We start from the raw sequence: 13463 nt of genomic DNA on the forward strand, positions 1-13463 counted from the left end.
CCTAGGCGAAGTGGTTCAGGGGGCCGTGGCCGCCCCCCAGACCGGGAGCGGTCTCCAAGGCCCGGGTGAGGTAGGCCTTAGCCTCCCCCACGGCTTCCTCCAGGGGTTTTCCCAAGGCCAAGAGGGCGGCGATGGCTGCGGAAAGGGTGCACCCCGTGCCGTGGGTGTTTCGGGTCCGGATGCGGGGGGCGCGGAAGGCAAGGATTCTCCGCCGGGTGGCCAGGAGGTCCACGGCCTCTTCCCCCGCAAAATGGCCCCCCTTGAGGAGAACCGCCTGGGGGCCCAGGGCGAGGAGCTCCTCTGCCCTTTCCTCGGCCTCCGCCAAGGTGCGGATGGGCTTCTGAAGGAGGGCTTCCGCCTCGAGGCGGTTGGGGGTGATGAGGGTGGCCAGGGGAAAAAGCCTCTCCTTAAGGGCCCGGACGGCCCCGGGGGCGAGAAGGGGATTGCCGCCCTTGGCCACCATCACCGGGTCCACCACCAGGGGGTGGATCCCGTGGCGCTCCACCCCTTCGGCCACCGCTTTCACAATCTCCTCCCCTCCCAAGGCCCCCGTCTTGGCGGCGTGGATGGGAAAGTCCTCAGCCACGCTTTGCATCTGCTGGTACACCAGCCCGGGGGGCAGGAGTTCCACCCTTTGCACCCCCAGGGTGTTTTGGGCGGTGACCAGGGTGAGGACGCTGGTACCATAGACCCCGAAGCGGAAGAAGGTCTTGAGGTCCGCCTGCACCCCGGCCCCGCCTCCCGAGTCGGAGCCGGCGATGGTGAGGGCTACCCGCATGCCGCCCCCTAACCTACGGGAAGCTCCATGCGGCCCTTACCCCTAAGGACCGCCTCCACCAGGCTCATGGGGCAGAAGGGGCCGCACATGCTACAGGCCTTGGTCTTGGAGCCCCGCTCCTCCTTGAGGCGGCGGGCCTCCTCGGGAAAGAGGCAGAGGGCAAACTGGCCTTCCCAGTCCAGGCGGTAGCGGGCCTCGGACATGCGGCGGTTTTGCTCCAGGGCCCTGGGGTTCCCCCGGGCCACGTCGGCGGCATGGGCGGCGATCCTGAAGGCGATCACCCCCTCCTTCACGTGCTCCGGGGTGGGGAGGCCCAGGTGCTCCGCCGGGGTCAGGTAGCAGAGCATATCCGCCCCCATCCAGCCCGCCAAGGCCCCGCCGATGGCCCCGGCGATGTGGTCAAAGCCAGCGGCGGTATCCACGGGAAGCATGCCCAGGATGTAGAAGGGGGCATGGCCCGTGAGCTTCTTCTGGATTTGCACGTTGGCGGCCACCTCGTTAAGAGAGATGTGCCCCGGGCCCTCCACCATGGCCTGCACCCCCGCCCGGCGGGCCCTTTCCACCAGTTCCCCGATGGTGAGGAGCTCGGCGATCTGGGCCCGGTCGGTGCTGTCCGCCAGGGAACCGGGCCTGAGGCCATCTCCTAAGGAGAGGGTCACGTCGTAGGTACGGGCGATGTCCAAGAGGTCATCAAAGCGGGCATAAAGGGGGTTCTCCTCTCCCCGGTGGAGCATCCAGGCGGCGAGAAGCCCTCCGCCTCGGCTCACGATCCCCGTGGTCCGGGGGGTGTTCCGGTAGACCTCCAGGTTCCTCAGGGTAACCCCCGCGTGCACGGTGATGTAGTCCACCCCCTGCCGCCCGTGCTCCTCTATGACCCCAAAAAGGTCGTCCGCGGACATGTCGAAGAAGCTTTTCCTCTTGGCGGCGCGGAACTCCGCCTCGTAGATGGGCACGGTGCCCAAGGGGACCGTGGCCACCTCGAGGATCCGCTCCCTTATGGCCCTCAGGTCTCCCCCGGTGGAGAGGTCCATGATGGTGTCCGCCCCGTACTGGATGGCCACCCGGGCCTTTTCCACCTCCTCCTCGGGGTTTACGTAGTCGTAGGAGGTGCCCAGGTTGGCGTTCACCTTCACGCTAAGCCCCTCCCCAATCCCCTTGAAGTCCTTAAGGGTGCGGTGGTTGGGGTTCCGGGGAATCACGATCCGCCCCGCGGCCACCCCCTCCCGCACCACTTCTGGGGAAACCCCCTCCTTTTCCGCCACGTAGGCCATCTCCTCGGTGACGATGCCTTTTCTTGCCGCTTCCAGCTGGGTCATGGTTCTACCCCCATAAGTTCCAGAATCCTCTTCGCTGTCCACGGAGCCAGGAGGACCCCGTTCCTCCCGTGGCCCACCGCCGCATAGATTCCTTCCTGTACCTCCCCCACAAAAAGCTCCCCCGCGGGCCGAAGGCCCCAAAGGGCCTCCCGCAACCGGGCCCCTTCCAGGAGGGGAAAGCGCTCGTGGGCGTAATCGGCAAGCCACCTGAGCCCAAAGAGGTCCACCCCAGGAGCCCACCCCTCGCGCCCCGTGGCCCCCACGTACACCCCGCCCTCCCGCGGAAGGAGGTAACCCTCCCCGGCAAAAAGGGGCTGGGGGGGCTGGGCCTCAGGAGGTCCCACCAGGACCAGGGCCTCCCCCTTTAGGGGGCGCACCCTAAGACCGAACCGCCCTCCCCACGCCCCCACGGCCAGGAGGATGCGGGGGGCCTCGAGGGAAAAGGCTCCCTCCTCCCCCCGCCCATGGACCCGTCCCGGCTCCACCCGTTCCACCTCGGCCAGGACCAAGGGGGTGTCCATGGCGGCCAAGGCCCTTAACAGGGCCTCCCTTAGCCTTCCGGGATGCACATAACCCCCGGGGAAGGTGCGTGCGCCCCTTGCCCCCCGCACCGGATAGGAGAGGGGTTCTCCCGCTCCCCAGGCTTCCTGTTCCCCATGGGATAGGGCCACCACCTGGGTACCGGAAAAGCCTGCTTCCACCTCCAGGTCCAGGCCCCTAAGCTCAGCAAGAAGCCCCGGGTAGGACTCCAGGCCCAAGAGGGCCGCCTCCAGCACCTCCCCGGAAAGCCCCTCGGGGTAGGGGGCCAGCATCCCTGCGCTGGCCAGGGTGGCCGCCCCCTCCTTGCCGGCATCCAGCAGGAGGACGTTCAGGCCCCGCTTCCTCAGCTCGTAGGCAGCCAGGGCCCCGATGATCCCTGCCCCCACCACGATGGCGTCCGCCTTCACCGCTTTTGCCCTCCCAAAGGCACGCCCTCGGTGGGGCTCGAGGGGCTTGCCCCCTCCCTGGGGCGCATGGGCCCCGCCAGGTACGCCCTCCTTCCCGCCTCCACCGCCAAGCGGAAGGCCTCGGCCATGGCCACGGGGTCTTCCGCCTCGGCGATAGCGGTGTTCACCAAAACCGCTTCCAGGCCCATCTCCATCACCTCTGCCGCATGGGAGGGCAGGCCAAGCCCCGCATCCACCACCACCGGGGGCAGGGAAGCCTTTTCCCGGGCAAAGAGCTCCAAAAGGGCCCGGGTCTTAACCCCCCAGCCCGAACCGATGGGGGCCGCCAGGGGCATGACCGTGGCCGTGCCCAGCGCCGCCAGCCTTTTGGCCAGGACCAGGTCGGGCCCGATGTAGGGAAGAACCACAAAACCCTCTTCCAACAGCCTCTCCGCCGCCCTCAGGGTCTCCACGGGGTCGGGAAGGAGGTAGGTAGGGTCGGGGATCGCCTCCAGCTTCACCCACCGTTCCCCGGTGAGGACCCGGCCCAGGCGGGCAATCCTTAGGGCCTCCTCCGCGGTCTTGGCCCCGGCGGTGTTGGGCAGAAGCCTGACCCCCTCCAAGGCCTCCAAAAGCCCCACGTGCCCGGGCATCTTGGCCTCCACCCGGCGGATGGCCACGGTGACCACCTCCGCCCCTGAAGCCCTTACGGCCTCCCGCATCACCCCAAAGTCCTTGAACTTACCCGAACCCAGGATGAGGCGGCTTTTCAGCTCGGTATCCCCTACCTTCCAGGTGTCCATCTAGCCTCCTTGCATCAGAGCCACCACCTCCACCACATCCCCTTCCTCTAGGACGTGGTGGGGAAGCTCCCACACCGGATAGGCCTCCTCGTTGAGGAGGACCGCCACCCGGGATAGCTCCACGCCCAGTTCCTCCAAGACCTCCTTAAGCGTCTTCCCCTCCAAAGGCTTGGCCTCGCCGTTAAGCCACACCATAGAGCTTCTCCCGAAAGGCCTGGGCCGCCTTCTCGGGGTCCTCGGCGTCCAAAATGGCCCGCACCACCACGATGCGGCGCGCCCCAGCCTCCAAGACCTCCCCCAGGTTCTCCAGGGTGATGCCGCCGATGGCGTACCAGGGCTTCTCCCCCAAATTTTCCCTGGCCCATCGCACATAGGCCAAGCCCGCTGCCGGCCTACCCGGCTTGGTGGGGGTTTCCCACACCGGGCCTATGGAGAGGTAGTCCACGCCTTCCTCGAGGGCCTTTAGAGCCTGCTCGGCGGCGTGGGTGGAGCGGCCCACCATCCCCTGGAAGAAGCGCCGGGCCTCCCCGGGGGTGAGGTCCCCCTGGCCCAGGTGCACCCCGTCCGCCCCCAGAAGGGCCGCCAGATCAGGCCGGTCGTTGAGGAAGAAGGGAACCCCGTACCGCCGGGCCAGGGACAACATCCTCTCCCCCAGGTCCAGGGTGGGCCTGGCCTCCCAGTCCTTTGCCCGAAGTTGCAAAACCTCCACCCCCCCTGCCAAGGCCCTTTCCGTGCGGTCCAAGGTCACCTCCAGGGACCAGCCGGGCCTGGGGGTCACCACCAGATAGAGCCTTCCCAGCAAGCTTTCACCTCCCCGCCGCATGCGCCCTCCGGGTAAGGCCCGGGGTCCAGGGCCCACGCGGCCTGGGGAGAGATTCGGTTTGTAGGGGGATTCCTCCGCATAGGCTTCCCTCCGCCGGCATTACCCGGATCAGGTTCTAAGGGTTGCTGGGAGAAACCCAGCTCTCAGCCCCTCCATTGGGGCACCCCTAGCCTGTCCCTTCCACTATAGCATGCGGGGCTCTCGGAAACCCAGCCTGAGGAGAGGGGCATATACCCTTGACTTTCACACACTCAATGGTATATTATGCCGGACAACCCCCCGGGGAGGGGGAAAAGGAGGCAGGATGGCAGGACTCAGCACGGAGGTCGAGGCCGAAGTCCAGTATTTGGAGGCCATGATCGCCCGCCTCGAGGCGGGGGAGGAAGACCCCGAGGACTTCCGGCTCTATCGCCTGAAAAACGGTATCTACGGTATTCGGGGAAGGCCTGAACACCATATGGTGCGCATCAAACTCCCCGTAGGCCGGGTAAGCCCGGAAGCCCTAAGGGTTCTAGCAGAGGTGGCGGAGCGGTATACGGAAAACCGCCTGGCCCACGTAACTACCCGGCAAGCGGTGCAGCTTCACCACGTGCACCGAAGGAACGTACCCCACGTCCTCCGGGCCGTAAACGGGGTGGGCCTCACTACCCGGGAAGCCTGCGGCCACTCCATCCGGGCCATCACCTGCTGCCCGTACGCCGGGGTTTCCCCCGAGGAACCCTTTGACGTGACCCCTTACGCCGAGGCCACCTACCGCTACTTCCTCCGCCACCCCGTGGGGCAGAACCTGCCCCGCAAGTTCAAGATCGCCTTTGAGGGATGCGCCACCGACCACGCCCGCACCCCTATCCACGACATCGGAGCGGTGGCGGCGGTGGAAGGGGGCCAAAGGGGCTTTCGCCTCTACGTGGGCGGGGGCTTGGGGGCGGTTCCCATGAGCGCCGAACTTCTGGAACCCTTTACCCCGGAAGAGGACCTCCTGCCCACCCTCCTGGCCATCCTTCGCCTCTTTGACCGCCATGGCAACCGCAAGGTCCTGACCCAGGCCCGGCTTAAGTTCCTGGTGAGGAAGTGGGGCATCGCCGCCTTCCGGGAAGCGGTGCGGGAGGAAAGGCGGATCGTGAAGCTCACCGCCAGCGGGGAGGACCTCGAGGCCTGGAACCCCGCCGCCTGGAGCCAGGAGCCAGCTCCCCAACCACCCTCCCCCCCCAGGAAGCCCTTCTCCTTCACTCCGGGGTTTGACGAGTGGCGCCGCAACAACCTCTTCCGCCAGAAGCAGGCAGGTTTCTACACGGTAACCGTCCGCCTACCCCTGGGGGATATCACGCCCGAGGGCCTCAGGGCCCTGGCGAAGATCGCCGAAACCTATGCTGGGGAGGTAAGAAGCGCCATCAGCCAGAATTTCCTCCTCCGCTTCGTGCCGGAAGAGGCTTTGGGAGGGCTTTATGAGGCCCTTCTGGAAGCGGGCCTCGCCCATCCCCAGGCCCACACCATCCTGGACATCACCCGTTGCCCGGGGGCGGATACCTGCAACCTGGCCATCACCCACTCCCGGGGCCTGGCCCAGGCCCTGGAATCCCATCTCCTGGACCTTCCCTTAATCCAGGACCCGGGGGTGCGGCCCATCAGCCTTAAGATCTCCGGCTGCCCCAACTCCTGCGGCCAGCATCCTATCGCCGACATCGGTTTCTACGGCTCAAGCCGCAAGGTGGGGGAAAGGGAGGTACCCCATTACACCCTCCTCCTGGGCGGGCGCACCCGGGAAGGCGAGGCCCGCTTCGGCCAGGTAGTGGCCCGCATCCCCGCCCGGCGCGCACCCGAGGCGGTGGAACGGATCCTGAGGCGCTACCAGGAGGAGCGACTGCAGAACGAAAGCTTCCAGGCCTTTTTGGACCGGGTAGGGGCTGCTTCCTTCAAGCCCCTCCTGGAGGACCTCCAGGGTATTCCCCCTTACGAGGAGGCCCCGGAGTTCTACCAGGATCTAGGAGCCGATGGGCAGGATTTCCGGGTCCAGCTAGGCCACGGGGAATGCGCAGTCTGAGAACCTTGGGAGGGAGGATGCGGATCGCTTACGCCGGTCTGCGTAGGAAGGAGGAGTTCCGGATTTTGGCGGAGAAACTGGGGCTTACCCCCCTACTTTTTCCCGTACAGACCACGGAGAAGGTGCCGGTGCCCGAATACCGGGATCACCTCCGGCGCCTGGCGGAAGGGGTAGACCTCCTGGTGGCCACCACCGGGGTGGGGGTGAAGGACCTCCTGGAGGGCGGCCGGGCCTTAGAGCTCACCCTACAGGAGCCCCTGAAAAGGGCCCACCGCCTGGCTCGAGGAACCAAGGCCGCCCGGACCCTGAGGGAACTTGGCCTCCCTCCCCATGGAGTAGGGGACGGGACCAGCGCAAGCCTCCTTCCCCTGCTTCCCCAGGGACAGGGGATAGCCGCCCTTCAGCTCTACGGCAAGCCCCTGCCCCTGCTGGAAAAAGCCCTGGAGGAGAGGGGCTACCTGGTTCTTCCCCTCATGTCCTACCGCCATCTCCCGGACCCCGAGGGCATCCGCCGCTTGGAAAACGCCATCCTCGCGGGCGAGGTGGATGCGGTGGCCTTCGTGGCCGCCATCCAGGTGGAGTTCCTGTTTGAGGGAGCCGCGGATCCTTATGCCTTAGGGCAGGCCTTGAACGGGAAAGTAAAGGCTCTGGCCGTGGGCCGGGTCACCGCAGATGCCTTAAAGGAGTGGGGAGTCCCACCCTTTTACGTGGACGAGCAGGAACGGCTAGGAAGCATGCTCCAGGGTTTCTTACGCCTGTGCCGGGAGGTGGTATGACCTACTTTCCCCTCATGCTGGACCTGCGGGATAGGCCCGTCCTCTTCATCGCCGGCGGGCCGGAAACAGAGGTCAAGCTCAAGGCTCTCCTCGAGGCCCAAGCCCGGATCACCGTCCTTGCCGAGGAGGACCATTGGAACCTGGCGGACCTGGCCAAGGAGGGGAGGGTCCGCTGGCTTCCCCGAGGCTACCGGGAAGGGGACCTCGAGGGCTTCTTCCTGGTGGTAAGCCATCCCCGGGACAAGGGGATCCACCCCCAGGTCAAGGCGGAAGCGGAAAGGCGAAGGGTATTCCTGGTGGCGGTGGACGACCCGGAAAACGCCTCCGCCATCCTCCCCGCCGTGGTGCGAAGGGGAGAGTTGGTGGTGGCCCTCTCCACCTCCGGCGCGGCCCCTGCCCTGGCGGTGCGCCTGAAGGAGCGCCTCCTCCGGCTTTTGGACCCGGAGTACGGGGAACTCGTAGCCTACCTGCGCCGCCTTAGGCCCAGGATAGCGGCAGTCCCCTCCTTTGCAGAGCGCAGACGGCTTTGGTACCGAATCGTGGACCTGGCTTTAGGGGAACTGGACCGGGATCCGGAGGCAGGTCTGGCCCGGGCCGAGGAAAAGGTGGAGGAAGTGCTTGCGGAGGTCCAGCCATGGACAAGGTGAAAAGTGCCAAGACCTTCATCCAGGAAGCATTAGCGGAAGGCCAGAAGCCCTGCTTCACGTGCAGTTTTCAAGCAGAGGACTTGGTGGTCCTCCATCTCCTTTTGGAAGAGAAACCCGACGTCCCCGTCGTCTTCCTGGACACCGGCTACCACTTCCCGGAGGTCTACGCCTACCGGGATGCCCTAAAGGAAAGGCTTGGCTTTCGGCTCGTAAACCTCACCCCAAGCCTTTCCAGGGAGGAGCAGGAGCGCCTTTACGGGAGGCTCTACGAGACCGACCCCAGCCGCTGCTGCCAGATCCGCAAGGTGGAGCCCCTCTTTCAGGCCCTCGAGGGCTACGATACCTGGTTCACGGGACTCAGGCGGGAGCAGTCCCCCACCCGGGCCCACCTCAAGCCCGTGGAAGAAGCAATTCTCCATAGCGGCCACCGCCTGAAAAAGGTAAGCCCCCTTTACGACTGGACCCTTAAAGAGGTCTTCGCCTACCTGGCCGTGGCCGGTCTTCCCTACCTTCCCCTTTACGACCAGGGTTACCTCTCCATCGGCTGCGCTCCCTGCACGGCCAAGCCCCTGGACCCTCAGGACCCTCGCTCTGGTCGCTGGACAGGCAAGGGCAAGCTGGAGTGCGGCATCCATCTTCACGGCAAGGAGGGGTAGGGGATGGCCTTCCTCTTGGGCTTCCTCATCGCCTTCGCCATCGGGGTCACCGGGGTAGGGGCTGGCACGGTAACCACCCCCCTGCTCATCCTGGCCCTGGGCCTACCCCCCGAGGTGGCGGTGGGCACGGCCCTCCTCTTTGGTTTTTTGGTAAAGATTCCCGCCGGAACCGTTTACCTCCTGCGGGACCAGGTGGCGGGGAGGGCCTTGGGGCTTTTGCTCCTGGGGGGCCTGCCGGGCGTTTTTCTGGGCAGCCTCCTTCTGTCCCACCTCAGGGGGGCAAGGGATCTGGTCCTCCTCCTGGTGGGGTTTACCTTGCTTCTATCCGCTGGGTTAGGGCTTTACCGTAGCCTCACCAACCGCCAGCCTGGGAGTAGGAGGGAGAGGCTTTGGCTCCTGCCGCTTGGGGGGTTTGGCATTGGCCTCGAGGTGGGCTTTTCCTCCGCAGGAGGTGGGGCCTTGGGCACCCTTCTCCTCCTCTACGCCACCCGGCTTTCCCCGCAGCAGGTGGTGGGCACGGACATCCTCTATGGTCTAACCCTGGCCCTGGTGGGGGGAGGGGTTCACCTGCACTTCGGCCAGGTGGCCCCAGGGATCCTCCTGCCCCTAAGCATGGGTGGGATGCTGGGGGCCGCTTTGGGAGCTCTCCTGGCCACCAAGGTGCCCAAGGAACCCTTCCGGGTGGCCCTCCTCCTCTGGCTCCTCTTCATCGGGGCCCAGCTGGTCTGGCGGGGGGCGGCCCATGGCTAAGGTCTACCTGGTGGGGGCAGGCCCAGGGGATCCGGAACTCCTCACCCTGAAGGCCTACCGGCTTCTAAAGGAGGCCCCCGTGGTCCTCCACGACCGGCTGGTGGGTAAGGGCATCCTCGCCTTGGCCCGGGGGCAGAGGGTGGACGTGGGTAAATCGGAGGGGGAAAGCGGCAAGCAAGAGGTGATCCACCGCCTACTGCTTCGCTATGCCCAGGCCTATCCCTTCGTGGTCCGGCTTAAGGGAGGGGACCCCTTCGTGTTGGGCAGAGGAGGTGAGGAAGCCCTTTTCCTGGCCGCCCACGGGATAGAGGTGGAGGTGGTGCCTGGGGTGAGCAGTTTCTTGGCCACGGGGCTACCCCTCACCCACCGTGGCCTTAGCTCAGGGTTTGCCGTGGTTTCCGGGGTCCTGGAAGGCGGAGGATATCCGGACCTTGCGCCCTTTGCCCGGGCACCCACCCTAGTGGTCCTCATGGGGGTGAAAAGGCGGGTATGGATCGCCCAGGAACTCCTCCGGCTGGGAAGGAGGCCAGATGAACCCACCCTCTTCGTTGCGGAGGCCACCACCTCTAGGGAAGAGAGGGTGCAGGCGGCCTTGCACGAGGTAGCGGCGGGAAAGGTGGCGGTTTCTTCCCCGGCGGTTTGGGTGCTGGGGGAGGTGGTAAGGGTCTTCGGTGCCAGGGCAAAGGAGGTCTCGTTAGCCTCGGCGACAGTGGAGGTCTAGAAAGTGCGGGAAACCCTGCCCCAGGTGGAAATCGGTGAGGACGAGAGGCTGGATTTGGAAAACCTGGCCACGGGGGCCTTCCACCCCGTGCGCGGCTTCATGACCCGGGAGGAAACCCTTTCCGTAGCTCAGGAAATGCGCCTCCCTTCGGGAGAGGTTTGGACAATCCCCATCCTCCTCCAGCTCCAGGAGAAACCCCGGGTGGGCAGAGGGGACCGGGTGGTCTTGGTGTATGGGAAAGAGCCCGTGGCCCTTCTCCAGGTAGATGACGCCTACGAGCTGGACCTTAAGGCCCTGGCCCACCAGGTCTTCGGTACGGAAAGCGAAGCGCATCCCGGGGTAAGGAAGTTCCTGGAAAAGGGTCCCTATGCCCTGGGAGGACGGGTGGAGGTTCTGGCCTGGAGGCCTAGGTCCAAGGACCTGGAGAAAACACCTGCGGAGGTCCAGGCCTTTTTCCGAAAGCGGGGCTGGCGCAAGGTGGTGGCTTTCCAGACCCGCAACGCCCCCCACCGGGCCCACGAGTACCTGATCCGGCTGGGGCTGGAGCTGGCCGACGGCGTCCTGATCCACCCCATCCTGGGAGCCAAGAAGGAGGACGATTTCCCCACGGAGGTCATCCTGAAGGCCTACCAAGCCCTGAAGGAGGGCTTCCTTCCCCCCGAGCGGGTGGCCCTGTTTGGCCTCGCAACCCCCATGCGCTACGCCGGACCCAAGGAGGCGGTCTTCCACGCCCTGGTGCGCAAGAACTTCGGGGCCACCCACTTCCTGGTGGGCCGCGACCATGCGGGGGTGGGGAACTTTTACGACCCCTACGCCGCTCACCGCATCTTTGACCAGCTTCCTCCGCTTGGCATTGAAATCCTGAGGGTGGGGGCGGTTTTCCACTGCTCCTTTTGCGGTGGGATTGCCTCGGAAAAAACCTGCCCTGATCATCACCGAGAAGGGCGGATCTCCATCAGCATGACCAAGGTACGTTCCCTTCTCCGGGAGGGCAAAGTCCCACCTGCCGAGCTGGTGCGGCCGGAACTACTCCCCATCCTCAGGGAAGGGGTCTAGGGAACTGGGTGGCTTCGCCACCGACACCGAACCGCCTTCAAGAACCCGAAGGAGAAGGGGGAAGCCCTTTTGCCCCAGCAAGAAGCCTCCGGGCCCCCTCCGGCCGGGCGGGCAGGTAGAGGTGAACAAAGCTCGCCAGGACACGGCCATCCGTGTAGCCCTCCATCTCCTGGCCTCCCACCCGCCGCCAGGCGGGGCTTGGGGACTGTTCCATCCGGGCGTAGTGGAACTCGTGCCCCTTGAACCGCTCCCCCTTTTTGGCCACGGGGTTATCCCTCAAGGCCTCCACCTCCCGGTAGCCCAGGATGGGGCTTTGGGCCATGTGGGCCTCCCCCGGAACCAGGCCCACCATGGGGAAGAACCCCTCCCCCACCCAAAGCCCTTGGGAGAGGTACATGTACCCTCCGCACTCCGCCACGATGGGGCCTGGGAAATGGTGGATGGCCTCCCGCATGGCCCAGTTTCGCGAAAGCCCCTCGGCAAAAAGCTCGGGGTAGCCCCCGCCCAGGAGAAGGGCCTGGGCCTGGGGCAGGCGGGTGTCCTTTAGGGGGCTAAAGGGGATGAGCTCGGCCCCCAAGGCCTGCAAAAGCTCCAGGGCCTCGGGGTAGTAGAAGCGAAAGGCCTGGTCCCAAGCGTAGGCCACCGCCACCTGGGAGGGGCGCCTTTCCGGCAGGAAGGCTGGGGCCTCAGGAAGCGGTTCGGCATCCCTCGCCAGGCGGAGTAGAGCCTCGAGGTCCACCTGGGCCGCTTGGGCCAAGGCCCTAAGGGGAGGCGCCACCTCCCCCGCCAACACCAGGCCCAGGTGGCGCTCGGGGATCTCCAAGGTGGGGTCCTGGGGAAGCCAGCCCAAAAGGGGCAGGCCCACGTGGGCCAGGGCCTCCCGTAGAAGCTCGGCGTGCCGGGCCGAACCGACCCGGTTGGCAAAAACCCCCACCACCCGCACCCCGGGGTCAAACCGCCGGAACCCCTCGGCCAAGGGGGCAATGGACCCCGCCATGGCGGAGGCGTCCACCACCAGGACCACGGGGATTCGCAAAAGCCTGGCCACCTGGGCGGTGGAACCCTCCCTTCCCAGGGGGTCCTTCCCGTCAAAGAGGCCCATCACCCCTTCCACCAGGGCCAGGTCGGCCCCCTTAGCCCCGTGCTGGAAAAGGGAGAGGAGGCCCGCCTCGCCGAGAAAAAACCCATCCAGGTTGTAGACCCTTCGCCCAGAGGTCGCCTCGAGGTGGGTGGGATCCATATAGTCGGGCCCCACCTTGAAGGCCTGGACCTTTAGGCTCTTCCCCTGCAAGGCTTGGACCAGGGCCAGGGCCACCGTGGTCTTCCCCGCCCCCGAGTGGGGGGCGGCCAGGACCAGCCGGGGAATCCTCATCATGATCTTAGCCTGGGGAGAGGCTTCTGAGGAGGCGGGCCGCTTCCTCCTGGGCCCGCCTGAGGAAGGCCCCCACCTCCACCCCTTCCGCCTGGGCCAGGGCCTCCAGGTAGGCGTGGAGGTAGCTTTCCGAGATCAAGGCCATGACGGTGAAGCCTAGCCTCCGCCAAGCATCCGCCAGGGCCTCGGCCTCCTCCTTGGGGAGGTGTTCCCGGGCCAGGCGGCATGTGGTTTCCACCACCCAGTTCCACATGGCGGCCATCATGGCGTTGGTAACCCCCCGGCGCACGTGCACCAGGCCCACCAGGGTCTGCCAGGCAAAGTACTGGCCGTTGAAGGGACCCTCCACCGTGCGCAGGTACCAGTCCCTAAGGGTCTTTTCCCGGGCGGGCCTCTCCCCTTCGCGGAAGACGGCCCGGGTGGCGGGGTGGGCGAAGAGGGTGTCGTAGAAGCCCTGCACCACCTGGTCCACCCAGCCCTTCATGGTTTCCTTATGGCGGGCGAAAACCTTGGCGTCCTCAAGGGGCCGGAAACGGGCCTGTGGGGGAAGCTGGGACCAAAACTCCTGGGCCAGGAGGTAGAAGCGGCCGAGGCTTTTATCGGTCATGGGAACCATTTTAGCCGTTCCCCTAGACTCCTGTGAACTTCCCCCTGAGGCGTACCCCTCGGGCCTGACCCAGCCATGACACCGGGCACCTAGTCTACCCTTGGGGGTGCGCGATGAAGCGAAGGGATGTGCTAAGTGCCCTCCCACTAAAAAACCACCTCTACTCCCCCTAACGCCCGCAAGGCCAACCG

Annotated in this window: 15 protein-coding genes and 1 riboswitch; of the genes, 7 read left to right on the forward strand and 8 right to left on the reverse strand. The window is 66.0% G+C overall.

All coding sequences use genetic code 11. From position 1 onward, the window contains the following. Position 1 precedes the first annotated feature (1 nt). From thiD to thiE, 6 genes are read right to left on the reverse strand one after another with little or no spacing between them, the layout of a single operon-like run. The gene (gene thiD, locus L0C59_RS09425) at positions 2 to 778 is read right to left on the reverse strand and encodes a bifunctional hydroxymethylpyrimidine kinase/phosphomethylpyrimidine kinase (protein WP_243091110.1); all 777 of its coding nucleotides are present in this window, start codon (positions 776 to 778) and stop codon (positions 2 to 4) included. 8 nt (positions 779 to 786) lie between these two features. Further along, positions 787 to 2094, reverse strand: a complete 1308-nt coding sequence (thiC, locus tag L0C59_RS09430) for a phosphomethylpyrimidine synthase ThiC (protein ID WP_243091111.1) — start codon at positions 2092 to 2094, stop codon at positions 787 to 789. Next, a complete protein-coding gene (locus L0C59_RS09435) occupies positions 2091 to 3041 on the reverse strand; it encodes an NAD(P)/FAD-dependent oxidoreductase (RefSeq protein WP_243091112.1) in 951 nt (316 codons plus the stop codon). The genes thiC and L0C59_RS09435 overlap by 4 nt, the downstream gene beginning before the upstream one ends. Next, positions 3038 to 3823: a thiazole synthase gene (locus L0C59_RS09440; RefSeq protein ID WP_243091113.1), complete on the reverse strand. Its 786-nt coding sequence runs from the start codon at positions 3821 to 3823 to the stop codon at positions 3038 to 3040. Before L0C59_RS09440 ends, L0C59_RS09435 begins: the two co-directional genes overlap by 4 nt. Then, positions 3824 to 4018 (reverse strand): sulfur carrier protein ThiS, encoded by a 195-nt coding sequence (gene thiS / locus L0C59_RS09445; protein ID WP_243091114.1) that lies wholly within the window; start codon positions 4016 to 4018, stop codon positions 3824 to 3826. Then, complete coding sequence (gene thiE / locus L0C59_RS09450; protein ID WP_243091123.1) at positions 4005 to 4625, reverse strand: thiamine phosphate synthase; 621 nt, start codon at positions 4623 to 4625, stop codon at positions 4005 to 4007. The genes thiS and thiE overlap by 14 nt, the downstream gene beginning before the upstream one ends. An 89-nt stretch (positions 4626 to 4714) precedes the next feature. Then, positions 4715 to 4824: riboswitch (TPP riboswitch) on the reverse strand. Between the two features lie 126 nt (positions 4825 to 4950). Here thiE and L0C59_RS09455 point away from each other — a divergent pair. The 7 genes from L0C59_RS09455 to sat are packed head-to-tail and all read left to right on the forward strand — an operon-like array spanning position 4951 to position 11293. Next, positions 4951 to 6687 carry a nitrite/sulfite reductase gene (locus L0C59_RS09455; protein ID WP_243091115.1) on the forward strand — a complete coding sequence of 579 codons (1737 nt, stop codon included), beginning with the start codon at positions 4951 to 4953 and terminating at the stop codon, positions 6685 to 6687. Positions 6688 to 6704: 17 nt separating this feature from the next. Further along, the gene (locus tag L0C59_RS09460) at positions 6705 to 7463 is read left to right on the forward strand and encodes a uroporphyrinogen-III synthase (protein ID WP_243091116.1); all 759 of its coding nucleotides are present in this window, start codon (positions 6705 to 6707) and stop codon (positions 7461 to 7463) included. Further along, entirely contained in the window at positions 7460 to 8110 is a 651-nt protein-coding gene (locus L0C59_RS09465) for a precorrin-2 dehydrogenase/sirohydrochlorin ferrochelatase family protein (RefSeq protein ID WP_243091117.1), read from the forward strand. Before L0C59_RS09460 ends, L0C59_RS09465 begins: the two co-directional genes overlap by 4 nt. Continuing rightward, positions 8098 to 8766, forward strand: coding sequence for a phosphoadenylyl-sulfate reductase (locus L0C59_RS09470; protein WP_243091118.1), 669 nt, complete (start codon positions 8098 to 8100; stop codon positions 8764 to 8766). The genes L0C59_RS09465 and L0C59_RS09470 overlap by 13 nt, the downstream gene beginning before the upstream one ends. 3 nt (positions 8767 to 8769) lie before the next feature. After that, positions 8770 to 9516, forward strand: a complete 747-nt coding sequence (locus L0C59_RS09475; RefSeq protein ID WP_243091119.1) for a sulfite exporter TauE/SafE family protein — start codon at positions 8770 to 8772, stop codon at positions 9514 to 9516. Next, positions 9509 to 10237, forward strand: a complete 729-nt coding sequence (gene cobA / locus L0C59_RS09480; RefSeq protein ID WP_243091120.1) for a uroporphyrinogen-III C-methyltransferase — start codon at positions 9509 to 9511, stop codon at positions 10235 to 10237. The genes L0C59_RS09475 and cobA overlap by 8 nt, the downstream gene beginning before the upstream one ends. A 3-nt stretch (positions 10238 to 10240) precedes the next feature. Next, a complete protein-coding gene (gene sat, locus L0C59_RS09485; RefSeq protein WP_243091121.1) occupies positions 10241 to 11293 on the forward strand; it encodes a sulfate adenylyltransferase in 1053 nt (350 codons plus the stop codon). A gap of 37 nt (positions 11294 to 11330) precedes the next feature. Here the strand turns inward: sat and L0C59_RS09490 are convergent, their stop codons facing one another. Together L0C59_RS09490 and L0C59_RS09495 are read right to left on the reverse strand one after the other, a co-directional pair. Then, positions 11331 to 12665 (reverse strand): cobyrinic acid a,c-diamide synthase CobB, encoded by a 1335-nt coding sequence (locus L0C59_RS09490; protein ID WP_243091124.1) that lies wholly within the window; start codon positions 12663 to 12665, stop codon positions 11331 to 11333. Positions 12666 to 12672: 7 nt separating this feature from the next. Further along, positions 12673 to 13272, reverse strand: a complete 600-nt coding sequence (locus tag L0C59_RS09495; protein WP_243091122.1) for a protoglobin domain-containing protein — start codon at positions 13270 to 13272, stop codon at positions 12673 to 12675. Positions 13273 to 13463 lie beyond the last annotated feature (191 nt).

The organism is Thermus neutrinimicus (assembly GCF_022760955.1).
GTDB lineage: Bacteria > Deinococcota > Deinococci > Deinococcales > Thermaceae > Thermus > Thermus neutrinimicus.